Here is a 23,715-nt window from a genome sequence, read left to right as displayed (position 1 = left end):
ACTGCGGCATCGTTCTCGGGGCGGGGTGAAATTCCCCACCGGCGGTAACGGAGCCTGGCTCCGAAGCCCGCGAGCGCTCTGCAATGCGGAGGTCAGCAGATCTGGTGAGATGCCAGAGCCGACGGTTACAGTCCGGACAGGAGAGAACGCGACAGCACCCGCGTCGACGTAAGTCGGCGTGGCGCTGCCCGTTCGCCCTGATTCAATCTCACAGGATTTATCCATGAATCAGAGCAAGACGATGACCCAATTCCTACCTTCGCAACAGCGCATTGCCTTCATTCACGCGTCCTGGCACACCGACATCGTACTGCGTTGTCTGGACGGCTTCCGCGAGGAAATAGCAACGCGGGGCTACCATCCGGAACAGATTGACGTGATCGCCGTTCCCGGTGCCTACGAAATCCCCCTGCAGGCCAAGCTGCTGGCCAAAACCGGACGCTACGGCGCGATCGCCTGTTCGGGGCTGGTGGTCGATGGCGGTATCTACCGCCACGACTTTGTCGCCAACGCAGTAATCAGCGGCCTGATGCAGGTTCAACTGGAAACCGAAGTGCCGGTACTGACCGCGGTCCTGACGCCTCACCACTTCCACGAACACGCCGAGCACCAGAGCTACTATCGCACCCATTTTGTCACCAAGGGCAAAGAGCTCGCTGCCGCTGCCGACAGTGCCATGGCGCTGCGCTGGCAGGTACTGAACAGCTGAACAGCTGAACACCGGTCACACCGCCGGTGGCGTCAGCTGCCGGCAATCCTGAATCCGACCTGAAGAACCACCTGAAAATGCGCGACCTCATCGTTCGCAATATGGCCGCGGGTTTCCTTCACTTCAAACCACTCCATGTAGCGAATGGTCTTTGCGCACTCGGCAATCGCTACCCGAATGGCGTCATCGATACTGTTTGGGGACGAGCCGACAACTTCCACCTTCTTGTAGACATGATGGTTGGACATGATTTACCTCCGCCTTCTTGTCATGGGGTTCCCCCCAGTATGGCAAAGGGTTGCCGGTCTCGCCCGCCAAGTCCCGCTGCATTGCAATATGCTGTCATACGCATATAATCACAAATGCAAATCACTATCATTATTTGATTGATCGCAATCCAAAGGGAGCTTTACATGGCCGTGCGTTTTCCTCTGCAGGCGCTTGCGCTGGCAATTTCGACCACTTTCCTTCTAACCGCATGCAGCGACGACAAGCAAACCAGCGCTCCAGAAGCGAGCGCACCTGAAGCGCCGGTCGCAGAACAATCTCTTGCAAGTGCTACTGAATCTCCAGCCGTTGCCCCTGCCGCCATAGTCAATCATTACGCAGACCTGGCGCTGGCAACCTTCGAGGACGCACTGACAACCGCGAAAGCGCTGGACGCGGCCACCGACGCCCTGATTGCCGAGCCTACCGAAGAGAACCTGGCTGCCGCGCGGGCGGCCTGGTTGCAGTCGCGCGTCCCCTACCAGCAATCTGAGGTTTTCCGCTTCAGCAACGCCGTGGTTGACGATTGGGAAGGTCAGCTGAATGCATGGCCACTGGACGAGGGTCTGATCGACTACGTCAAGGCAGACGATTATCAGCATGCTCTGGGTAACGAAGGCGCCAACGCCAACATCATTGCCAGCACAGAGCTTAACGTCGGCGGTGAAACCCTGGACTTGACGACGATCACACCGGACCTGCTTGCCAGCCTGAACGAGGTTGGCGGTTCTGAGGCCAATGTTGCGACCGGCTACCACGCTATCGAGTTCCTGCTCTGGGGCCAGGATTTGAACGGCTTTGGCGCAGGCGCCGGCGAGCGCAAGGCAACCGATTACGCAACCGGAGAGGCCTGCACAAACGGCAACTGCGACCGCCGCGCAGCCTACCTCGATGCGGTCACCGATCTGCTGGTGTCTGATCTCAACTGGATGGTGGATCAATGGAAACCCGGAGTTGACAGTAACTACCGTGCCGAACTGACAGCACTGGAGCCTACAGCTGTCTATCAGAAAATGCTGTTCGGCATGGGCTCGCTGTCACTGGGTGAGCTGGCCGGTGAGCGCATGAAGGTCGCATTGGAAGCCAACTCCTATGAGGACGAGCACGACTGTTTCAGTGACAACACCCATAACTCCCACTACTACAACGCGCTCGGCATTCAGAATGTCTATACCGGCAACTACAAGCGGGTGGACGGTACCGAGCTGAGCGGCGCATCGCTGGCTGACCTGGTTGGCGAGATCAAACCTGAACTGAATCAGCAGCTGATCGGCCAGCTGGACGCCAGCGTTGCGGCATTGGGTCACATGAAGGAGATCGCCGAGGCAGCGGAAAACCCGGTTGCCTTTGATATGATGATTGCACCCGAAAACACCCAAGGTGCAGAGATTATCAACAACGCCATTAGTGCTCTGGTAGAACAAACCGGCTCCATTGAGCAGGTAGCTGCTGTTGTTGGCGTAGACTCCCTCGAACCCGACGATGCCGGCCACCAGTTCTGATTTGGCGTAGCTTCGGAGCCCGGCGGCTGGCCCGCCGGGCGTCCTGACAGAAACGATCCCTGCTGATACTTACTCCAGGCACAGTGAAACGCAATCCATGCTTCATTCTTTTCTGCGTGCCAGCGCCCTACTGGTCCCTGCGGTACTCTTCTCCAACCTGATCCAGGCCACTGAAGCCCCCTACCCAATTCAGGACACCCCGCTCACCGGTGGTGCCGGCAGTGTTAGTCAACACGACCAGAACGCTTACTCGCTGCCGCTGGCAAACATGTCGATGACCAGGCGTTTGGACTTCAGCGTAGGCAACAGTTTTTTCCGCAACCCCTGGGTTGTTGCTCCGGCGAGCACCGATGCCCGCGACGGCCTCGGGCCGCTGTTCAACACCAACTCGTGTCAGGGCTGCCACCTCAAGGACGGGCGTGGGCACGCCCCGGTATCCATCGATATGCCCTCGGTTTCGTTGTTCCTGCGCCTCTCCGTTCCGGCGGACCCGGCACAGGATGCAGACCTGCTGCGCGAACATGGCCTCAAACCTGCACCCGTGTATGGCGGCCAGCTGCAAACCTCAGCCATTCCCGGCATGAAGCCGGAAGCAGATATGATCGTTGAGTGGCAACCCGTCACCCAGACACTTGCAGACGGCACAGAGATCGTCATGCGCAAGCCGATTTACCATATCGAAAACCCCAACTACGGCCCGCTGCCGGATAACCTTCTGACCTCACCAAGGGTGGCATCGCCCATGATCGGGCTGGGCCTGGTCGAGGCGATTCCCGAGTCTGCCCTGCTGGCAAACGAAGATCCGAACGACGCTGACAGCGACGGTATTTCTGGACGCGCCAACCGGGTCTGGGACCGCACCAGCAAACAGACTGTTATCGGCCGATTCGGCTGGAAAGCCGGACAGCCCTCCATCCTGCAGCAAAGCATGGACGCCTTTGCCGGTGATATGGGTCTGACCTCCACCGTCGCTCCATCCACCGATTGCACCTCAGAGCAGGAATGCGAACGCTTCCCCGATGGCGGCCAGCCCGAGGTAACCGACAAAGTCGCCAGTTTTATCGAGTTTTACGCCAGCAGTCTGGCTGTCCCGACCCGCCGGGACATGGACGATCCGATCGTGAAGCAGGGTGCCAAACTGTTCAATGACCTGACATGCGCCGCCTGCCATACCCCAAGCCACACCACCGGTCAGGTCACGCGGCCGGAACTGAGCAACCAGATCATCTGGCCCTACTCCGACTTTCTTCTGCATGACATGGGGCCGGGGCTCGCGGATGAACGCCCGGAATTTCTCGCCGATGGCAACGAGTGGCGCACACCGCCGCTGTGGGGGCTTGGCCTGACCAAGGTGGTCAACCCGCAGGCAGGCTTTCTGCACGATGGCCGGGCGGAGACCATTGAACACGCTATTCTCTGGCACGACGGCGAGGCGCGCGCAGCCGCCGACGGCTACCGTCAACTGCCAAAGAATGAGCGTGACGCCCTGATTCGCTTCCTCAATTCCCTGTGAGGCAACACATGACCTTGACCCTTTCCCGGTTACTTTTGGCCACCACCACCACCCTGGGCATTAGCGTCGCAGCACAGGCGCAGGACACCTCCGCCCGAGCAGCCTGGCATGCCCAGATTGGGCATGGCTACCAACAGCTGGCAAGTCAGACTGAACAATTCGCCCAACAGGCAGACATGTACTGCTCCGCGCCCGGCAGCGACGACCTTAATGAGGTCAAGGCCGCATGGAGCAGCGCCTTTGCAGCGTGGCAGTCGGTTCGCTTCGTGGATTTTGGCCCTATTGAGCAGAACACGCGTGCCTGGAAGTTCCAGTTCTGGCCCGACCCCAAAAATCTGACCGCGAACAAGGCCCGCTACTGGCTCAATCCAGAGCGTGGTGAAATTACCGAACAGGTGCTTGCTCGCGACAGCGTTGCCATCCAGGGGTTTCCGGCCACCGAATATTTGCTGTTCGATGCCCAGGTAGCCGATAGCGAGCAAGCGCTGCCGGACGCGCGCTCCTGTCAGTTGCTGACGGCAATTGCGCACAACCTGCAAACCAACGCGAGCGGCCTCAGCAGTGACTGGCAACAGTTGCAGGCACGTTATCTGCAGGTTTCCGACTATGACAACGGCACCTTGACTGCAGCCATGCACGCCCTGGAGATCATGGCTGACTGGCGGTTGGCGGCGCCTCTGGGGGCGCGAGGCAACGGTAAACCCAACCCCTACCTGGCAGACGCCTGGCGCTCGGGGCAATCACTGGACATGATCCAGGCGTCACTGCAGGGGTTGGCCGACTATTTCGTTCCCGGGCTGAATGCCCTGATGGCCGAGAATGATGCCCTGCCTCTGGCCGAACAATTCAGTGCTCAATTGAACCGAACCCTGACCCGATTCGACACCCTGCCAGCCGATATCACACCGCTGCTTGAAAGCGAGGAAGGGATCGCCAGTCTGAACGCGCTGCTGGCCGACGTACGTGCGACCGGCCAACTATTGACCGGGCCGATCGCCGCCGAACTCAATGTGGTACGCGGGTTCAACTCCAGTGATGGAGACTGACCGATGCTTGATCGACGCCGCTTTCTAAAAGCGTCCTTCGCAGCCGGCTCATTCGCAGCACTGACAGCCTGCAGCACGCGCTTGCTGTCAAACGATGCGCCGCCGCTGACCCTGGTCAGTGCCGCAGACGATGCTGCCGGCCAGCACTATATCGGCGCCGTCGATGCAGCCGGCCAGGCTCGCTTGCAGATACCCGTTCCAGAGCGCTGTCACGGCGGATGTGCGCAGCCACTCGGAGATCATGTCGTCGTTTTTGCCCGCCGCCCCGGACGACTGATGCATGTACTCAACACGCGCCGTGGTGAGCTGGAGCGTACCGTTGAGGCGGGTGACGGCTACCACTATTACGGCCATGGCGTGTATAGCCCGGATGCACGCTTTCTCTACGTCACCATGAATAATTACCGCACCTCTGCCGGCCTGGTGCGGGTCTATGATGCCTTTGATGGTTACAGCACCGTAGCCGACTACGATCTCGCCGGCATCGGGCCGCACGAACTGCGCCTGCATCCCGATGGCGTTACGCTGGTTGTTGCCCTTGGCGGTATCGAAACCCACCCGGACTACGACCGCATCAAGCTGAACCTCGACCGAATGGCGCCCGCGCTGATACTGATGGACCGACATACCGGCGAAATCAGCGCACGGTACACCCCCTCACATCATCAACTCAGCTGCCGACATCTGGATGTGAGCCCTGATGGTATCGTCATCGCCGGCTATCAGTATGAAGGGCCGGAATGGGAGTCGCCCCCGCTGGTCGCACGTCTCGACACGGCCACCGGCGTCTTCAGCGAACTGGATTGGCCAGTAGAGGAACTGCTGCCACTCAGGAACTATACCGCCAGCATCGCAATCAGTCGGCAAAGCCCCTATGTCGTTGTCACAGCTCCTCTCGGTGGCCTGGCGTTGATCATTGACTACCGCTCGGGCAAGGTCATTCAGCGCGTATCGGTGACGGACGTTGCAGGTGCCCTGCCCCACGGCAAGAACGGATTTATAGTGTCTTCAGGGATGGGCGGCGTGTATCAGCTTTCGGCAGACAGCGGTCAGGCATTGCTGCGCGGAACCTATCCCATGCGCTGGGACAATCACCTCACGCCGGGGCAGTACCTGGCAAGTTGACCAGAAGAAACCCGGTCGCCACCGCTCAGCGGCTGGCGACCATTTTGGATATACATTGCCGGGACTCCTCCGGCAGGTCGATAAAGTGCATACCCGTCCAGAACTGCTCGCCGTTGATGCTGACACGGTTCCACAGGCTTTCAGCATCGAGCAGAAACTCATTCACGCCATTAAGGGTCATCGGCAGATTGACCTGAAGAGCAAAGGCCCGGTTCAGATCAACCGGACGATTGCTGAGCAGCATCAGGCCCTCCTCATGAAGGTCTACCACACGACCAAGGTGGTCTCCGGTATCCAGGTCAAAAACCTCCAGACTGCTGCTCATCTGATGCCGTTCCAATCGCCTTCGCTCTGTCATGTCGTACTCAACTTCTCAGGGGAGACTGCCGGTGACAAGGTCACTTCAGCAGGACCAGTTTGCGGGAAAAAAATAGTGGCGAAAAGCTATATCGACACCCATTTTGTCTAACCAATCCACATTTCCATCATTGTTCCCGGAGAAGCCACCAGCGGCGCATTGTCACTTCATCCGACCTGCTGTTTCAGGGTATTGTTCTGATACCACACCCGTATACCAAGGAATCTGACATGCGATTCAATCGTTTCTCCTTGCTCCTGATTGGCTGCGCAATGGCCCAATTAGTTAATGCCCACGAGTTTGAAGCCGGATCGTTACACATCGACCACCCCTGGTCGCGCGCTCTGCCACCCGTTGCACCAACCGGAGCCGCTTACCTGCAGATCAGCAATCAGGGAGAGCAAAGTGACACGCTTCTGGGTGCCGACACCCCGGCCGCCGAAAAAGTGGAGATTCATGAACACGTCCACGCTGACGGGCTGATGAAAATGCAGCGTGTTGATCGCCTGGAGCTCGCCCCCGGTCAAACGGTTCTCTTCAAGCCCGGCTCTTACCACCTGATGCTGTTCAATCTGAAGCAACCCTTGCAGGCAGGCGAGCAGTTTCCGTTAACCCTGCACTTTGATCGGGCGGGCGACGTACAAGTAATGGTGAATGTACAGGCAGAGGATGAGCCAGCATCCTCGAATGCCGACTCGGGTCACATGCATCACTGATCGGGGCGATCGCGATCGAGCAGATGGAAGCGCGGCAGTTCCAGATGCCAGCGGATGGCAGCCAGCCTGATCGAAAGCACCAGAGCGATGCAGATGGCGATGCCGAGGTCTTCGTGCAATCCCAATGACTGCAGGCCGATATAAGCCAGGGAGCCGACAATACACGCAGTGGCGTATATCTCCTTTTGAAAGATCAGCGGGATTTCATTACAGATGATATCCCGCATGACCCCACCTGCGACCCCGGTCATTACCCCCATGATTACGGCTGCACTGACCGGCACGCCATAATTAAGCGCGACCTGAGTACCTATCACGGTAAATACTGCCAGGCCGAATGCATCTGCAACCAGCAGCCCCGTTTCATTGATGGGACGGGTCAGTCGGACCCAGATCACCGTGCCGACAGCTGCCAACGTGGCAACCAGGATGTATACGTCGTCGCGAATCCAGCTTACCGGGTGATTACCGAGTATGGCGTCACGCAGAGTGCCACCACCCAGGGCAGTGATGATCGCGATGACCAGCACGCCAAACAGATCCATCGACTTGCGCCCGGCCATCAGCGCGCCCGTAATGGCAAATACCGCTACACCAAACAGATCAAAGACGTAGAACCAGTTCATTCAGGCAGCACTCCGAGGTGGCCCTGATCAATCCTCTCGACTGGGAGTTCTCATGGTCACAAACTCCTCGGCTGCTGTGGGATGAATACCCAGCGTGGCATCGAACACCGCCTTGGTTGCGCCTGCCTTGATCGCGACCGCCAGCCCCTGCACGATCTCGCCCGCCTCGGGCCCGACCATATGCACCCCGAGCACCCGATCGGTGTCCTTGTCGACCACCAGTTTCATCAGACTCTGCTCGCTGCGGCCGGCCAGAGTGTTGCGCATGGCACGAAAACGGCTTTCATAGATACGCAGACGATGCCCATCGGCACGGGCTTGCTCTTCCGATAGACCAAGCGTCGCGATATTGGGAATGCAGAACACCGCAGTCGGAATGTCGTTATAGTCAACCGGTACATACTCCTCCGGCCGATACAACCGACGCGCCAGCGCCATGCCTTCCGCCAACGCCACCGGCGTCAACTGCACGGTTCCGGTAACATCACCAATCGCCAGCACCGCCGGGTCGGTTGTCTGATAGTGCTCATCAACCCGAATGTTGCCGTTGTCGTCCAGCTCTACAGCGGTGTTCTCCAGCCCCAAATCGTCGGTGTGCGCGCGACGCCCCGTGGCATAGAGCACCAGATCCGTTTCCATCTGCTCACCACTGGCGAGGGTCACGCTCAGTGACTGATCAGCATTACGCTCAATGCGGGCGACGTCGCCGTTGAACCGCAGCCTGACTCCCTTCTCGGCGAGCACCGAGGCCATGTGCTCCCGCACGCTGCAATCAAAACCGCGCAGGAACAGCTCCCCACGATAGAGCTGGGTAGTTTCGCAACCAAGACCATGGAAAATGCCGGCAAACTCGATGGCAATATAGCCACCCCCAACGACCAGCACCCGTTTTGGCAGCTTATCGAGGAAGAACACCTCGTTGGAACTGATAACGTGCTCGTTGCCCGGGAAGTCCGGCACGTGCGGCCACCCTCCTGTTGCAATCAGAACACGCTCGGCACTGTAACGCCGACCATCTACCTCTACGTGATGCGAGTCGATGAATCTTGCCCGTCCTTCAATCAACTGCACGCCAGCGGATAGCAACAGGTTGCGGTAGATGCCGTTCAGCCGACTGATCTCGGCATTCTTGTTGGCGACCAGACGCGGCCAATCGAAACCGGGGGCAGCAACATCCCAGCCATACCCGGCCGCGTCGGCAATGTCCTCGGAAAAATGTGCCGCATAGGAAAACAGCTTCTTCGGCACGCAGCCTACGTTGACGCAGGTCCCGCCCAGATAGCGATCCTCGGCTACAGCCACCCTCGCCCCGAATCCTGCTGCCATTCGACTGGCACGCACACCGCCGGAGCCGGCGCCAATAACGAAGAGATCAAAATCATACTGGGACATGGGCTGTATTCCTGCCTGGACTTGAGTAATTGCTCAAGCATACCCCAAAACAGGCATTGGCTCAGACTACCTTGCGCAGCAGTGGCGCAGGCGCGTCTACCGGCAAGCGGCCGACACCAAGATGACGAAAGCCGTGCGCTCCGACCACTGCCGGATCGTACTGGTTTCGGCCATCAATGATGACAGGTGCACGCATGAGTTGGGCCATGAGTGCGAAATCCGGCTGCCGGAACTGCTTCCACTCGGTCAACAGCGCCAACGCATCAGCTTGGTTTAGCGCGACATAGGGGTCGGAGAACAATTGCAGCTGACCCCGTGCAACAGCTGCCGGATAGGCTCGGGCGATGTTGTCACCGGCTACCGGATCAAACGCCTTCACCATCGTGCCGGCGGCCAGCAACTCATCAATCAGCTCGCGACTGGGCGCATCGCGAATATCATCAGTGCCAGGTTTGAACGACAGCCCCCAGACAGCCACGGTACAACCGGCCAAACGCTCACCATAGACCTTGCGCAACATGCGTAGCGGCCAGCCCTTCTGCGCCTGGTTTCGCTGTTCAACAGCGGTCAGAATCGGCAACTCCGTATCATGCTCCCGCGCCATGTGCAGCAGAGCGCGGATGTCCTTCGGGAAGCACGATCCGCCATAGCCACAACCGGCATAAATGAAATGGTGGCCGATACGCGGATCAGCACCAATCCCCTTGCGCACCTCCTCTACGTCGACACCAAGCAGCTCGCACAGGCTGGCCACTTCATTGATAAACGAAATCTTGGTCGCCAGGAAGGTATTGGCCACGTACTTGGTCATTTCCGCCGCACGCCGCGGCATGCAAAGAATGCGGTCATGGTTACGGACAAACGGCTCATACAGTTGGCGCATGGTTCGCTCGGCGTCGGCATCCTCGGTACCGAGGATAATCCGGTCAGGCCGCATGAAGTCGTCGATGGCGGCCCCCTCCTTGAGAAACTCCGGATTACTCACCACACGATGCTGCCAGCCCAACCCTCGGCGCTGGCAAAGCTGGTCTAGAATCGCTTGCACCCGACAGGCCGTACCAACCGGCGCCGTTGATTTGCAGACAACGATGGACGGGCTGTCCAGGAGCACCCCGAGCTGCGCTGCCACCCCAAGAATTTGGGATATGTCGGCAGAGCCGTCCAGCGCCGGAGGTGTGCCAACCGCAATGAAGACAATGTCACTGTGGCTGAGCCCTGGGCCCAGTTGAGGGTGAAACGTCAGCCGTCCCGCACGCCGATTGGTCTGCAGCAACCCTTCTATCCCGGGTTCGTAGATCGGCGACATCCCACGCTGAAGCGCCGCAATACGCTCCTCATCAGCATCCACGCACGCAACCCGATTACCCATTTCGGCAAAACAGGCAGCCGTCACCAAACCAACATAGCCGCATCCAATAACCGTGATCTGCATGCCCGTCTCCTCAATGATGTGCAACGAGGATTGCGCCATGACGGCGTGACAGATGGATTACTCCACGGTTAAGCCTTGATGACGCGCCAGCATTGTTACCACGGCACGCCCTACCCCCATGGCAACGCGCAGGCTACAATCGGTGCAGGACACTCCACCAGCGGCAGACCCCATGAAAGGCACTACGCCGGAAAATTCGCACTGGATCGTGCAACTCAATTACCGCAATCGTACCGGCTCGTTCGCATTGCTGTTCGCAGCCATCGGAGTTCACTTTGCAGGGCTTGCGCATGGATGGCTCGCCTGGGCGCTGCTTGCTCTCCAATTCCTGCTGTATCCACACCTGATGTACCTGCGAGCAAGGCGCTCTGAGGCTCCCCTGGCAACAGAGCTGAATAGTCTGTTATGTGATTCTGTCCTGTTTGGAGCCTGGATAGGCTGGCTTGGCTTCCCCCTGTGGCTGAGCTACACCATGCTAATGGGCGTTACCATTAACCTTATGGTGTTTCGCGGACCCAGAGGGCTATTTCAGTCGCTCTTCGCGCTGGCTTGCGGTATCGCCTTCTCGGCCTTGCTGCAGCCTTTGCACCTCACGCTGTACAGCAACTGGATATCCAACCTCCTCTGCATCACCGGTCTGAGTCTTTATCTGATGATGGTTGGTAACGTGGCATTTACGCGAAATCAGCGCATCCGCGAAGCACGCGATCAACTACACGAAAGCCAGGAGACATTGCAGCAGGTCAACCGGGCACTCCAGCAGCAACTGCAGGAGAACACCGAGTTGCAGAACCAGCTCCGCGAGCTCGCCGACCGGGATCCGCTAACTGGCACTTACAACCGCCGCTACTTCGACGTCACCATTGCAAGAGAGTTGAGCTACTGCAGACGCCACGGAACATCCCTGGCGCTAATTCTGATCGACATCGATCACTTCAAATCAGTCAACGACACCTACGGTCACCAGGCTGGCGATCAACTACTGATATCACTGGCTGACCTGCTCAAACGCAACTCTCGCGGCAGTGACATTATTTGCCGGTTTGGCGGGGAGGAATTTTTAATTGCACTGCCGGATACTGACTGTGCCACGGCCGTAGCTCGTGCCGAGGAATATGCCAGAGGGTTTTCCGATGCCGGCGTTCGGTGGCAGGGCCAGCAGATCAGCGCAACCTTGTCCGCCGGTGTCGCGAGCTTTCCCGAGCAGGCTGAGGATGCAGACAAATTGCTCAGGTGCGCAGATATCGCACTCTACCAGGCCAAGAAAAGCGGGCGTAACCGAGTGGTTGCCTATAGCGGGGAAATGCGCTTGCAGATCCCTGCGACCGATTAGAGCGTAACGCTTCGGGGAATATAATAGAAAACCAGAGCCAGCATGCAGAGCGCACCACCCCAGATCAACGCCATGCCGGTCGGCGTTTGTGAGCGAGAGAAGCCGCCACCGATAAGCAGGACCCCCAACGTAAAGATGGCTACCGTGACCCAGAACTGTTCGCCGCTCATGCGCGCTCTCCTGCGTTGATTTGTTGGAAGTATATCTCAGGACAAACCCTGGCAATCCTGATTCACATCAGCTCACAGGAGGTTGTGCAAACGCAATCTTGCGGAGAGCGCAAAGCGTGAAACGCGTGAAACGCAATTCGCTGAGAAAGGCCTTGGCAACGGTAGTAAATCAGATTGGCTAGTGCGCAGATGACCGATTAACTCGAACATGCGCAGATGAACGCTCGCACAAACGCATCGACACAGGGGCGCAATAACGAGAACAGAAAAGGAGGGCAAACCATCAAGGACCGCAAGCGGCTTGCAGATCAGCAGAGATTTTTACGTATTACGCAAGCCCGCATGGAAACTGGTGCCCGGAGCCGGGGTCGAACCGGCACGACCTAAAGGTCGAGGGATTTTAAGTCCCTTGCGTCTACCAATTTCGCCATCCGGGCGAAAGAAAAGTTGGAGGCCGAGGTCGGAATCGAACCGGCGTACACGGATTTGCAATCCGCTGCATGACCACTCTGCCACCCGGCCTCAAAAGAGATAAGCTGCGCTGTGGATGACGTCAGCGCAACAAAAACTGGAGCGGGAAACGAGACTCGAACTCGCGACCCCGACCTTGGCAAGGTCGTGCTCTACCAACTGAGCTATTCCCGCTTAAAATCTTTACTACCTGACCATCTGGTCGCGAGACCTCGCGAGGCTGCGCGCCCCGCCCCGACCTAGTAAGGTCGTGCTCTACCAACTGAGCTATTCCCGCTTAAAAACCTTTACTACTTGACCATCTGGTCGCGAGACCTCGCGAAGCTACGCGCCCCGCCCCGACCTCGGAAGGTCGTGCTCTACCAACTGAGCGAATCCCGCTAAATGCCCTGCAGTGCCTTAACGCTTGCTGTCTGAGCTTGCCAGACTGCTCACTGCATCGGACGGCGCTCATTCTATCCATCTGCGCCGGCCTGTCAAGTTATTGATTCAAAAAAAGTTATTTGGAGGAATTTTGATCACTGTCCGGGCGCAGATGGGGCCATGCCGCGATCAGATAGACCACCATGGACCACAAGGTCAGCACCGCCGACATCGCCAGCAATATGTAGCCCACAATAACCCAAAGCGTAAGCTCCGGGGGGTTGGCCAGCAACACAACCAGCGCCACCATCTGCAGCGCCGTTTTGTACTTCCCGAGCTTGGACACCGCGACATGGGCTCGCGCGCCCATTTCCGCCATCCACTCACGCAATGCAGAAATCACCAGTTCACGACCGATGATAATGGCGGCGGGAGCGGTAACCCAGAAGTTGGCATGGTGCTGAACCAGCAGGACCAACGCGATAACTACCATGAGCTTGTCAGCAACCGGGTCCAGAAAAGCCCCAAATGGTGTACTTTGCTGCAGTTTTCGCGCGAGATAGCCATCCAGCCAATCGGTCACGCTGGCCAGGGTAAAGACCAGTGCTGCCGCAAGGTAGCTCCAGTGAAACGGCATGTAAAACAGCAGGATAAAAATGGGTATCAGCGCGACCCGGAGCAGGGTCAGGATATTTGGAATGTTCATGGGTTCCGCAGCCTTGGACGAACGGCCATTCTAATCGCTATGCAGAACAGCATAAATCTGTTCTGCGAGTTTTTTACTGATCCCCGGTGCTTTGGCAATTTCGGCTGCGCTGGCGCGCTTCAACTCCTGAAGACCGCCGAAATGTTTAAGCAGCTCTCGTCTGCGCTTGGGGCCGACCCCCGCGATACCTTCAAGACTGGAACTGGTTCTGGCCTTTCCCCGCCGTTGGCGGTGGCCGGTGATCGCAAAACGGTGCGCCTCGTCACGAATATGCTGGATCAGGTGCAGCGCCGGCGAGTGACCGGGCAATACCAGTTCATTGTCCGGGGTATTGAGAAACAGGGTTTCCATGCCTGCCTTGCGCGTTACACCCTTGGCAACGCCAACCAGCGTCAGATCATGGATAGCCAGCTCCTGCAACACATCACGCGCCATGTTCATCTGACCCTTGCCGCCATCGACCAGCAGGATATCCGGCATCTTGCCCTCACCGTCCTTGATCCGCGAGAAACGGCGCATCAGAGCCTGATGCATTGCCGCATAGTCGTCGCCTGCGGTAACACCTTCGATATTGAAGCGGCGGTAGTCGCTCTTGATCGGCCCCTCGGGCCCAAACACCACACAGGAAGCGACCGTCGCCTCACCGCTGGAGTGGCTGATGTCGTAGCACTCCAGCCGCGTCGGCATGTCGTCAAGCTGCAGCGCCTGCTGCAAGGCTTCAAATCGTTGCTGGACATGCTGACGATTGCTCAGGAGGCTGGCCAGTGACTGCTCGGCATTACTGCTTGCCAACTCCTGCCAACGTCGCCGCGTACCACGTACCCGCGGACTGATGCTGACGTTGAAGCCGCGCGCCTCGCTCAACGCACGGGTAATGACAGCAAAGTCCTCGTGCTCGGCGTTAACGATAATTTCCGCCGGCACCTCGCGCTCGGCACTGCCCAGGTAATACTGCGGCAAAAACGCAGCGAGCACCTCACCAGGCTGCTGCTCGATCGGCACCCGCGGGAAATGGTTCTTGCTGCCAAGCACTCGACCGTTTCGCACCATGATGACGTGCACACAGGCGCCACCCGGGGCGACCGCTGCGGCAACGATATCGGCGCTCCCCTGCTCGGTGTCGATGCTCTGCTGATCCTGCACCCGGCGCAGCAAGGCGATCTGGTCACGCAATTCAGCGGCCCGCTCAAAATCCAGTGCGGTGGCTGCCTTCTCCATCGCCGCGGTCAGCTCGTCGTTGAGCGCGTTGCTGCGTCCTTCCAGAAACATGACCGAATGGCGCACGTCCTCGGCATACTCCGCCGCATCGACCAGCCCAACACACGGTGCCTTGCAGCGTTTGATCTGATACTGCAGGCAGGGCCGCGTGCGGTTACGGTAATAACTGTCCTCGCATTGACGCACGAGAAAGGTTTTTTGCAGCAGGTTGAGGCTCTCGCGAATGGCACCGGCGCTCGGATACGGGCCGAAATAACGGCCCTTGGCGCGCTTGCTGCCACGGTGCAGACCCAGCCGAGGGAAGTCATCGTTACTGGAGAGAAACACGTAAGGGTAGGATTTGTCGTCCCGCAGCAGAATATTGTAAGGCGGACGGTTAGCCTTGATCAGGCTCTGTTCCAGCAACAGCGCTTCGGTTTCATTACCCGTGATCGTGGTATCGATCTGCTGAATGCGGGCGACCAGCGCTTCGGTCTTGGGGCTGAGCCCGGTCTTGCGGAAATAGCTGGACAGGCGTTTTTTCAGATTGCCGGCCTTGCCGACATACAGAAGCTCGCCGTCGGCATCGAACATGCGATACACGCCGGGCTTGCTGCTGGCCGAGGCCAGAAAGGCCTTGGCATCGAATACGGGTGAGCTGCTCACTGTCGGGACGGATCAACCATGCCGTGGCGCACCGCCAGCAGGGTCAGCTCGACATCACTGGTGATGCCCAGCTTCTCGAAAATGCGATAGCGATAGGTGTTGACGGTTTTCGGACTGAGGCAAAGCTTGTCGGAAATGCTCTGCACCTTCTCGCAATTGACAATCATCAAGGCGATCTGGATCTCGCGCTCGGAAAGGCAATCAAAGGGCGAATTGCCGCCCGGGTTGAACTGCTTCAGGGCCAGTTGTTGCGCAATATCAGGGCTGATATAGCGCAGTCCGGCGTGAACCTGGCGTATTGCCGTCACCATTTCGTCCAGCGCCGCGCCCTTGGTCACGTAACCTGCAGCACCGGCCTGCATCAAACGGGTCGGGAAGGGGTCTTCGTCGCAAACGGTTACAGCAATCACCTTTATGTGCTTGTCATGCTGGACCAGCTTCCGGGTAGCTTCAAGGCCACCGATACCCGGCATGCGCACGTCCATCAGGATGACGTCAGGCTTAAGCTCGCGGGCGCGAACCACTGCGGTCTCTCCACTATCGGCCTCGCCTATGACAGACAGGCCCGGGACATCGCTCAGCATGCGACTGATGCCTGTGCGCACCAGGTCGTGGTCATCGACTACCAGTACCTTGATCAAGTCCTACCCCTTGAACAAACCGAACCGAGCTATCCCACCGGGAGCGGAGGCAGCATCCGGACACGCAGCCTTACTATAATGGGCGAACGCACCATCCTGCCCGACAAGGAAATGCTCTGTCAGGCAATGATCGACGTGTTTTAGGCGCAACGATACCAAAACGACCAGCCAGATGAAATCACTTGTCCAGCTGCGCGAACTGCCGGTACCCGTCCAATGACTCAGCTACCATGGTCTGATGGACGTTATGGGTACTGCACGCAACACTGGCTGCAAACAACAGGCGCATAGCCCATGAACGAAAACGACAAGTTTACCCAGGCCGGCAAAACAGCGGTCATGCAGAACATTCAGGGCATCATCGGCTTTCTGCTTGGCTACCCGCCCTTCAATCTGATGGAGCAGGGTCATCTGGCTTGGCTGGTGGAGCACGCCCAGCTGCGTTTTTTTGCCGCTGGCGACCCCATTCTCCAGCCTCAGGATGGCCCCGTTCAACACTTCTTCATCGTCAAGCAGGGTTTGATTCGCGGAGAACGCGTAATCTCCGGCAACGACGAGCCCGATACCACATTTGAAATAGGTACCGGCGAGTGCTTTCCGCTGGCAGCCCTTCTGGGGGAGCGGGCTACGCGCACCCTTCACCGCGCAGCAGAGGACAGTTTCTGTCTGACGATCAACCGCGACGACTTCGTTACCCTTTTCAGCCAGTCAATGCCGTTCAGGGACTTCGCCCTGCGCGGTGTCAGCAGCCTGCTTGAACAGGTGAATCAACAGGCTCAGAAACAGGCGAGCGAAACCCTGGGAGCGCATTACTCCCTGGATACCAGGCTGGACAGCCTGATCGGGCGCGAACCCATCTGCTGCCCGCCAGAGACCAGCATTCGCAATGCAGTCAAGCAGATGCATGAAGCCGGGGTCGGCAGTATCGTCGTCATAGATCCGCAGCAGGCGCCGGCGGGTATTTTCACTCTGCGCGACCTGCGTGCACTGATTGCCAATGATGCCGCTGACCTGAACAACAGCATCGCGACCGTGATGACACCGCAACCAGCTGCGCTCCCCTCCTCCGCCAGCGCGTTCGACGCAGCCATCGCGATGACCAGACGGCATATTGCACACATCTGTCTGGTCGATGATGGCAAGCTGGTTGGCGTTGTCTCCGAGCGGGACCTGTTCTCGCTGCAACGGGTCAACCTGGTGCACCTGGCCCGTACGCTGCGTCAGGCCGAAAGCATCCAGCGGCTGCGTGACTTGCGCAGCGACATTCACCAGCTGGTCGACAGCATGCTGGCACACGGCGCATCCTCCGGGCAGATCACCCGGATCATCACCCTGTTCAACGATCACACGGTGTGTCGTGTCATCGAACTCAGCCTGGAGGAACACGGCGATCCGGGCATCCCGTTCAGTTGGCTGTGCTTTGGCAGCGAAGGACGCCAGGAGCAGACCCTGCATACCGATCAGGATAACGGCATGCTGTTCAGCGCAGCATCAGGCGCAGAGGCCGATGCGCACCGCGAACGTCTGCTGCCGCTGGCCCGCCATATCAATAATGCACTCGCCGAATGCGGCTTTACCCTGTGCAAGGGCAACATCATGGCCAGCAATCCGGACCTGTGCCTGTCGGCTCAGGAATGGCGAGACAAGTTTTCGCGCCTGATACGCAGCACCACACCGGCCAACCTCCTGAGTTCTTCGATCTACTTCGATTTCCGGGTGGTGTGGGGTGATAAACGTGGCCCTGAACAGGTTTTCGCCGAGGTCTTGCGCCAGATCGGCGGCAACACGCTGTTCCAACAGCAGATGGCGCAAAACGCCCTGCTCAACCGGCCACCCATTGGCCGCCTGCGTGACTTTGTAGTCGCACGCAGCGGCGCGGAGAAAGATACGCTGGATACCAAGGTGCAGGGGCTGAGCCCCTTTGTGGACGGTGCCCGACTGCTGGCGCTGGCCAATGGTATCAGCGTCACAAACACCCTTGAGCGCCTGCAACAACTGCGCGAACGCAGAGTGCTAGATCCCCAGGACGCCGACGCCTATATCGAGGGCTATCAGTTCATTCAGTTGGTGCGGATGCAGCAGCACCAGCAGCAGGAACGCGATGGCAAGACATTCAGCAACCGGCTGGACCCGGACACGCTCAACCAGCTCGACCGTCGCATTCTTCGTGAATCGTTCCGCCAGGCCAAGCGGCTGCAGGCCAGTCTGGCCTTGAGGTATAACCTGTGAACCCTCTCTCCTGGCTGGGCATTCGCCGCCGCGGGCTATCGCCAGCGCAGCAGCAACGGCTCGATGCACTGCCTGCCCCACAACCACTGGACGATACCCCGCTGGATGATTGTCGCTTTGTGGTGGTGGATCTGGAGACCAGCGGGCTGAACGTCAACCGCGACCGTATTCTGTCAGTCGGCGCAGTGGTGATCGAAAATAGCCTGATTGACCTGGGCAGCCAGTACGAATGCACCCTCTACCAGGAAAACCACCGTGTTACCGAGTCGGTCCTGATTCACGGCATCGCCCCCAGTGCGGTGGCAGACGGCGTAGCGCCTGCTGACGCCCTGCTGGACTTCATGGACTTTGCCGGTACCTGCATCTTCGTGGCCTTCCATGCCGCCTTCGACCATCGCATGCTGCAGCGCGGCCTGCGTGACGAACTGCGCCACCGGTTGCGACACCGCTTTGTTGATGTCGCCGAGCTGGCCCCCATGCTGTGCCCTGCCGGGGGGCGCAGGCAAAGCCTCGACGAGTGGCAACAGCACTTCAAGGTCGTCAATCAGCAACGTCATCATGCTGCTGCTGATGCACTGGCAACGGCCGAGTTGATGCTGATTCTGTTGTCACTGGCACGCCGGGAAAAACTTGAAACCCTGGCAGACCTGGATTCCCGTCTGCGTCACTGGCGCCGCTTGCGACAGGCTCGAATCGGCGCGATGTAGCGCGATAACCGGCATTTTGCCGTCATTTTACGCCACCAAAACCGCTTTTATCGACAAGCAGCTCTGGCAAATGGCACTGATTCTTGATAGCGTGCGCGCCCTCACCGAATCACCCATCCCTATCCGGAGCATTCCATGAACAGACACGCCTGGCTGAAGTCATCTGTTGCCTTGGCCGTCACCCTCGCCGCAAGCAGCGTCAGCGCCAATGGCCTGAGCATCAACGAACAAAGCGCCAGCGGCATGGGAACTGGATTTGCAGGACGCTCATCCGCCGCCGAAGACGCCAGCACCCTGTTTGGTAACCCGGCTGGCATGTCCAGGCTGGACAGAACCGAGGTCAGTGGTGGCTTTGCTGCCATTTTCGCTTCTACCGATATTGATGACGCTCAGGGTTTCGCCTCGGGCACCAATAAGGGCGACATGGTTCCGACGGCAACCATTCCGTTCGGCTACCTGGTAACCCCGCTGAACGACCGCTGGCATGCCGGCATCGGTATCTACGCCCCCTTTGGCGTTATCAGCGACTACGAAAAAGGCTTTCAGGGCCGCGTCCACGGCCTGTACAGCAAGGTGCAGGTGGTTACCCTGCAGCCCACCCTGAGCTACCAGATCAATGACCGGGTATCCGTCGGTTTTGGCCCTACCATCAACCGTATCAGCGGCAAGCTGACCAGCCAACCGCTTGCGGCGCTGGGCAGCGATGCCAAAGTCAACATCAAGGGTGATGACACCGGCTACGGCTTCAACGCTGGCGTGCTGGTGCAGGTTACCGATCAGGTGCGCTGGGGCCTGACTTACCACTCAGCCATCGACTTCGGGCCCGAAGGCCGTACCAAGCTCAGTGGTTTCTCGACGTACCCGGGGCTGGACGGCAGTTACGACGCCGCGCTGGACATCACCATGCCCGAATCGGTCGACACCTCCATCACCTGGGAACTGGATGACCGCTGGACCGTTTACGCCGGCAGCACCTGGACCCGCTGGAGCCGCCTGGACAAGATCGTGGTTGAGAACAGCGGTTTGCTGGCACCCTACCAGCCTAACTTCGGCAGCATTGAAGAACAAATGAAGTGGGACGACATCGTCTCCTGGGCGGTTGGTGCATCCTACCAACTGAACCCGCAGTGGGTTCTGCGTGCCGGCTTCACGTCTGACCCGTCGCCAACCAACGACACCCATCGCACCGTGCGTATCCCGGTATCGGACCGCAAGGTCTTCTCGGTAGGCGCCGGCTGGGATGTTACATCAGACCTGACGCTGGATATCGCGTACTCCTACCTGCGCGAAGCCAAGGGTGAGATCAACACCGCGGACTACACCGCCGAGTTCCGCAACCAGGCACACGGCCTGGCAACTCAGGCCACCTGGCGCTTCTGATCGACAGGCAATAAAAAACGCCCCGCATAATGCGGGGCGTTCTTGTTTCAGTGCTGCTGATCAGTGATCAACCGCAGCGCCTGCTCCACGCGGGATACGAATATCCTCGATCAGGTGCTGGATCTTCTCCGGCGGCGCCTTGGTTACGGATGCAACCAGTACCGCAGCGACGAAGTTGAAGATCATACCCAGGGTACCGATACCTTCCGGAGAGATTCCGAACCACCAGTCTTCTGCAGTCGCGGTCGGGTTGATGAACTTGAAGTAGACGATATAGCTGAAGGTGAAGGTCAGACCGACAATCATCCCCGCGATAGCGCCTTCCTTGTTCATCTTCTTCGAGAAAATACCCATGACGATGACCGGGAAGAACGAGGCCGCCGCCAGGCCGAACGCGAAGGCGACCACCTGCGCCACGAAGGCTGGAGGGTAGATCCCGAACAGGCCGGCAATGGCGATGGCGACACCCGCAGCTACCCGGGCAGCAAGTAGCTCCTGCTTCTCGGTAATGTTCGGCGCCATGTTGCTCTTGAGCAGGTCATGGGAGACCGAGGTTGAAATCACCAGCAGCAGACCTGCTGCAGTAGACAGCGCTGCAGCCAGACCACCCGCTGCAATCAGCGCAACCACCCAACCGGGCAGATCCGCAATTTCCGGGTTGGCCAGAACCATGATGTCGCGGTCCACGTACAGCTCGGTGGCAGCATCAGTCGGCTCGTTGCTGATCAGACGCTCACCGTTGGCACCACGCTCGTCAGTAAACTTCGGCGCACCAACGAACGGAGCACCCGGGCCGTATTGAATCACGCCATCGTTGTTCTTGTCCTGCCAGGCAATCAGACCGGCATTTTCCCAGGTCTTGAGCCAGGTCGGCACCTGTTCGTAAGCGACGTTCGGCACCGAAGTCAGCAGATTGGTGCGAGCAAACGCAGCAACCGCCGGCGCAGTGGTGTAGAGAATCGCGATGAACAACAGAGCGTAACCGGCTGATTTACGGGCATCACGCACGGTCGGAGTGGTGAAGAAGCGAACGATAACGTGCGGCAGACCGGCAGTACCCACCATCAGCGCCATGGTGATGAAGAACACATCGATGGTCGACTTGGACCCATCCGTGTATGCCCCAAAGCCCAGCTCAGCGCCCAGACCGTTCAGGCGTTCCAGTACCGATTGCCCGGTTCCGGTGACCTCGCTACCAAAACCCAATTGCGGGATCGGGTTACCGGTAATCAGCATGGAGATGTAAATGGCGGGAACCATGTAGGCGAAGATCATCACGCAGTATTGCGCCACCTGGGTATAGGTGATGCCCTTCATACCGCCGAGAACGGCGTAGAAGAACACGATGGCCATGCCGATCACGACGCCGGTGTTGATATCCACTTCCAGGTAACGGGAGAACACGATGCCAACACCGCGCATCTGGCCTGCCACGTAAGTAAAGGAAATGAAGATCACACAAATCACCGCTACCACCCGCGCGGTCTGCGAGTAGTAACGCTCGCCAACAAACTCCGGCACGGTAAACTTGCCGAACTTGCGCAGGTAGGGTGCCAGACACATTGCCAGCAGCACGTAGCCGCCGGTCCAGCCCATCAGGTAGACCGAGCCATCGAAACCGGTGAAGGAAATGATACCGGCCATGGAGATGAAGGATGCCGCAGACATCCAGTCAGCCCCGGTAGCCATACCGTTGGCAATCGGGTGCACGCCCTTGCTCGCCACATAGTACTCGCTGGTGCTGCCCGCGCGAGACCAGATGGCAATGGCGATATACAGCGCGAAGGTCGCGCCGACGAACAGATAGATCAGAGTTTGGGTATCCATCGCAGGGATCCTGTTCTTATTCTTCGTGGAAGTCGTACTTGCGATCGAGCTGGTTCATCTTCCAGACGTACACGAAGATGAGCACCACGAAGGCGTAGATGGAACCCTGCTGGGCAAACCAGAACCCCAGCGGGAAGCCGAAGAACTGGATGGCGTTGAGCTGGTCTACGAACAGCACGCCGGCACCGAAGGAAACCACAAACCAGACGACCAGCAGGGTCAGCATGAGTTTGAGGTTTTCACGCCAGTAACCGCGCGCTGCCTCTTCTTTTGACATGGACATTAGCGTCTCCATTGTTGTTGTTATTACGCCAGTAACGGTAGCACCGGGATGCGCTGGTGAAGAGTAAGACTTTGGTAGAACGGACATTCAGGATCACGAAATAAAACCTTGAAAACACATAAACTTATAAATATAAAACACTGATTTTTATTATCTTTAATAAATAAAGAAATAAAAATGACCAACCTATTAGACTAAAGACACGCCCTAGGCAGGAAGCCTTGAATACACGGCGAACGCCCACAATGGCAGACATCGTCTAGAGTGAAGGAACACCACTGGAGCGGAGACAGCCATGAAACACGTTGCTTTGTTGCTCACCAGCCTGTTTCTTTCGGCTCAGGCCATGGCGTTGTCGCTGTCCGACCTTACCCAACAGGACACCGCAACCGCCATGAAGGAGGCACTGACCCAAGGCGCGCAGCTGGCCGTCAGCGAACTTGGCAAGCCCGGCGGGTTCAGCAACAACCCGGATGTGCGCATCGAACTGCCCGGCAAATTGGGTAGCGCTGCACGCACGCTGAAAATGATGGGAATGGGGAACCAGATCACCGCACTGGAAAACAGCATGAATCAGGCCGCAGAGGCAGCAGTGCCCCAGGCGCAATCCATTCTGGTCAACGCCATCAGCAGGATGAGCCTGACAGACGCCAAGAGTGTCCTCACCGGCGGTAACGACTCGGCAACCCAGTATCTCGAACGCAGCAGCCGAGAAGAAATTCGCGCGCTGTTCTTTCCGGTAGTCAAGCAGGCCACTGACCAGGTCGGGGTAGCCCAGCAATACAACGCATTTGCCTCCCAGGCGGCGGGGTTTGGCGTTGTCGACGCCAACGCGACCAGCGTCGAGACCTACGTCACCGAGAAGGCGCTGGACGGTCTGTTCGAGATGATTGCCCAACAGGAAGCAACTATTCGCAGCAACCCGGCAGCGGCGGCCACCAGCATGGCACGCAAGGTATTCGGCGCTTTGTAATGCGCGGCAACCGGGCGTTATACCCGATTGCCGCTTGTCCTATTCGGTAATCACGCACATGGCCTTCAGCTTGACGAATCTGC

23 protein-coding genes, 3 tRNA genes and 1 riboswitch are annotated in these 23,715 nt (G+C 58.4%); of the genes, 11 read left to right on the top strand and 15 right to left on the bottom strand.

Translation table 11 applies throughout. From position 1 onward, the window contains the following. Positions 1-7: 7 nt before the first annotated feature. A riboswitch (FMN riboswitch) is annotated at positions 8-152 on the top strand. 71 nt (positions 153-223) lie between these two features. After that, positions 224-709, top strand: a complete 486-nt coding sequence (locus tag B7O88_RS05540; RefSeq protein WP_088274210.1) for a 6,7-dimethyl-8-ribityllumazine synthase — start codon at positions 224-226, stop codon at positions 707-709. A gap of 32 nt (positions 710-741) precedes the next feature. Here B7O88_RS05540 and B7O88_RS05535 read toward each other — a convergent pair whose 3' ends face one another. Continuing rightward, a complete protein-coding gene (locus B7O88_RS05535; RefSeq protein ID WP_088274209.1) occupies positions 742-957 on the bottom strand; it encodes a dodecin in 216 nt (71 codons plus the stop codon). A 165-nt stretch (positions 958-1,122) separates the two neighbouring features. On the opposite strand from B7O88_RS05535, the gene B7O88_RS05530 reads away from it, so the two are divergent. The 3 genes from B7O88_RS05530 (at position 1,123) to B7O88_RS05520 (ending at position 5,037) form a co-directional block, all read left to right on the top strand. After that, a complete protein-coding gene (locus B7O88_RS05530) occupies positions 1,123-2,478 on the top strand; it encodes an imelysin family protein (protein WP_088274208.1) in 1,356 nt (451 codons plus the stop codon). 97 nt (positions 2,479-2,575) lie between these two features. Next, complete coding sequence (locus tag B7O88_RS05525) at positions 2,576-3,991, top strand: di-heme oxidoreductase family protein (protein ID WP_088274207.1); 1,416 nt, start codon at positions 2,576-2,578, stop codon at positions 3,989-3,991. An 8-nt stretch (positions 3,992-3,999) separates the two neighbouring features. Beyond that, positions 4,000-5,037 (top strand): imelysin family protein, encoded by a 1,038-nt coding sequence (locus tag B7O88_RS05520; RefSeq protein ID WP_088274206.1) that lies wholly within the window; start codon positions 4,000-4,002, stop codon positions 5,035-5,037. 87 nt (positions 5,038-5,124) lie between these two features. Here the strand turns inward: B7O88_RS05520 and B7O88_RS18140 are convergent, their stop codons facing one another. Continuing rightward, positions 5,125-5,319, bottom strand: coding sequence for a hypothetical protein (locus tag B7O88_RS18140; protein ID WP_235005744.1), 195 nt, complete (start codon positions 5,317-5,319; stop codon positions 5,125-5,127). Here B7O88_RS18140 and B7O88_RS05515 point away from each other — a divergent pair. Continuing rightward, positions 5,227-6,162, top strand: a complete 936-nt coding sequence (locus B7O88_RS05515) for a DUF1513 domain-containing protein (RefSeq protein WP_235005742.1) — start codon at positions 5,227-5,229, stop codon at positions 6,160-6,162. The two genes, B7O88_RS18140 and B7O88_RS05515, sit on opposite strands and share 93 nt — an antisense overlap. Before the next feature lie 25 nt (positions 6,163-6,187). On the opposite strand, the gene B7O88_RS05510 is transcribed toward B7O88_RS05515, so the two are convergent. After that, positions 6,188-6,520, bottom strand: a complete 333-nt coding sequence (locus B7O88_RS05510; RefSeq protein WP_088274204.1) for a PilZ domain-containing protein — start codon at positions 6,518-6,520, stop codon at positions 6,188-6,190. Between the two features lie 230 nt (positions 6,521-6,750). Here B7O88_RS05510 and B7O88_RS05505 point away from each other — a divergent pair, with 230 nt between their 5' ends. Next, the gene (locus B7O88_RS05505) at positions 6,751-7,236 is read left to right on the top strand and encodes a copper chaperone PCu(A)C (RefSeq protein ID WP_088274203.1); all 486 of its coding nucleotides are present in this window, start codon (positions 6,751-6,753) and stop codon (positions 7,234-7,236) included. On the opposite strand, the gene B7O88_RS05500 is transcribed toward B7O88_RS05505, so the two are convergent. The 3 genes from B7O88_RS05500 to B7O88_RS05490 form a co-directional block, all read right to left on the bottom strand. Beyond that, positions 7,230-7,862 carry a trimeric intracellular cation channel family protein gene (locus tag B7O88_RS05500; RefSeq protein WP_088274202.1) on the bottom strand — a complete coding sequence of 211 codons (633 nt, stop codon included), beginning with the start codon at positions 7,860-7,862 and terminating at the stop codon, positions 7,230-7,232. The two genes, B7O88_RS05505 and B7O88_RS05500, sit on opposite strands and share 7 nt — an antisense overlap. Positions 7,863-7,889: 27 nt before the next feature. Then, positions 7,890-9,254, bottom strand: coding sequence for a glutathione-disulfide reductase (gorA, locus tag B7O88_RS05495; RefSeq protein ID WP_088274201.1), 1,365 nt, complete (start codon positions 9,252-9,254; stop codon positions 7,890-7,892). Between the two features lie 61 nt (positions 9,255-9,315). Then, on the bottom strand, positions 9,316-10,686 hold the full coding sequence (locus B7O88_RS05490) for a UDP-glucose dehydrogenase family protein (protein WP_088274200.1): 1,371 nt from the start codon (positions 10,684-10,686) through the stop codon (positions 9,316-9,318). Positions 10,687-10,858: 172 nt separating this feature from the next. Between B7O88_RS05490 and B7O88_RS05485 the strand changes: the two genes are divergently transcribed. Next, positions 10,859-12,019, top strand: a complete 1,161-nt coding sequence (locus tag B7O88_RS05485) for a sensor domain-containing diguanylate cyclase (RefSeq protein WP_160003144.1) — start codon at positions 10,859-10,861, stop codon at positions 12,017-12,019. Here B7O88_RS05485 and B7O88_RS17935 read toward each other — a convergent pair. The 7 genes from B7O88_RS17935 to gacA all read right to left on the bottom strand — a co-directional run bounded on the left by B7O88_RS17935 (position 12,016) and on the right by gacA (position 16,233). Continuing rightward, positions 12,016-12,189, bottom strand: coding sequence for a hypothetical protein (locus B7O88_RS17935; protein WP_088274198.1), 174 nt, complete (start codon positions 12,187-12,189; stop codon positions 12,016-12,018). The genes B7O88_RS05485 and B7O88_RS17935 overlap by 4 nt on opposite strands. Positions 12,190-12,539: 350 nt before the next feature. Further along, positions 12,540-12,626, bottom strand: a tRNA-Leu gene (locus tag B7O88_RS05475). 11 nt (positions 12,627-12,637) lie between these two features. After that, a tRNA-Cys gene (locus B7O88_RS05470) sits at positions 12,638-12,711 on the bottom strand. Between the two features lie 47 nt (positions 12,712-12,758). Continuing rightward, positions 12,759-12,834 (bottom strand) — tRNA-Gly (locus B7O88_RS05465). Between the two features lie 325 nt (positions 12,835-13,159). Beyond that, on the bottom strand, positions 13,160-13,729 hold the full coding sequence (gene pgsA / locus B7O88_RS05460) for a CDP-diacylglycerol--glycerol-3-phosphate 3-phosphatidyltransferase (protein WP_088274197.1): 570 nt from the start codon (positions 13,727-13,729) through the stop codon (positions 13,160-13,162). A 30-nt stretch (positions 13,730-13,759) separates the two neighbouring features. Continuing rightward, a complete protein-coding gene (gene uvrC, locus B7O88_RS05455) occupies positions 13,760-15,592 on the bottom strand; it encodes an excinuclease ABC subunit UvrC (RefSeq protein WP_088274196.1) in 1,833 nt (610 codons plus the stop codon). Continuing rightward, a complete protein-coding gene (gene gacA, locus B7O88_RS05450) occupies positions 15,589-16,233 on the bottom strand; it encodes a response regulator transcription factor GacA (protein ID WP_088274195.1) in 645 nt (214 codons plus the stop codon). The genes uvrC and gacA overlap by 4 nt, the downstream gene beginning before the upstream one ends. A gap of 294 nt (positions 16,234-16,527) precedes the next feature. On the opposite strand from gacA, the gene B7O88_RS05445 reads away from it, so the two are divergent. The 3 genes from B7O88_RS05445 to B7O88_RS05435 all read left to right on the top strand — a co-directional run bounded on the left by B7O88_RS05445 (position 16,528) and on the right by B7O88_RS05435 (position 20,549). Beyond that, positions 16,528-18,462, top strand: a complete 1,935-nt coding sequence (locus tag B7O88_RS05445) for a DUF294 nucleotidyltransferase-like domain-containing protein (RefSeq protein WP_088274194.1) — start codon at positions 16,528-16,530, stop codon at positions 18,460-18,462. Further along, positions 18,459-19,169 (top strand): 3'-5' exonuclease, encoded by a 711-nt coding sequence (locus B7O88_RS05440; RefSeq protein WP_088274193.1) that lies wholly within the window; start codon positions 18,459-18,461, stop codon positions 19,167-19,169. Before B7O88_RS05445 ends, B7O88_RS05440 begins: the two co-directional genes overlap by 4 nt. 135 nt (positions 19,170-19,304) lie before the next feature. Then, entirely contained in the window at positions 19,305-20,549 is a 1,245-nt protein-coding gene (locus B7O88_RS05435; RefSeq protein WP_088274192.1) for an OmpP1/FadL family transporter, read from the top strand. A gap of 60 nt (positions 20,550-20,609) precedes the next feature. Here B7O88_RS05435 and B7O88_RS05430 read toward each other — a convergent pair whose 3' ends face one another. Beyond that, positions 20,610-22,376 carry a sodium:solute symporter family protein gene (locus B7O88_RS05430; RefSeq protein WP_088274191.1) on the bottom strand — a complete coding sequence of 589 codons (1,767 nt, stop codon included), beginning with the start codon at positions 22,374-22,376 and terminating at the stop codon, positions 20,610-20,612. A 16-nt stretch (positions 22,377-22,392) separates the two neighbouring features. After that, positions 22,393-22,659 carry a DUF4212 domain-containing protein gene (locus B7O88_RS05425; RefSeq protein WP_088274190.1) on the bottom strand — a complete coding sequence of 89 codons (267 nt, stop codon included), beginning with the start codon at positions 22,657-22,659 and terminating at the stop codon, positions 22,393-22,395. 295 nt (positions 22,660-22,954) lie between these two features. Here B7O88_RS05425 and B7O88_RS05420 point away from each other — a divergent pair, with 295 nt between their 5' ends. After that, positions 22,955-23,632, top strand: coding sequence for a DUF4197 domain-containing protein (locus tag B7O88_RS05420; protein WP_088274189.1), 678 nt, complete (start codon positions 22,955-22,957; stop codon positions 23,630-23,632). Positions 23,633-23,715: the final 83 nt, after the last annotated feature.

Source organism: Halopseudomonas aestusnigri (assembly GCF_002197985.1).
Taxonomy (GTDB): Bacteria; Pseudomonadota; Gammaproteobacteria; order Pseudomonadales; family Pseudomonadaceae; genus Halopseudomonas; species Halopseudomonas aestusnigri.
The sequence above is the reverse complement of the archived record's forward strand: the minus strand, read 5'-3'. Positions and strand labels throughout refer to the sequence as shown.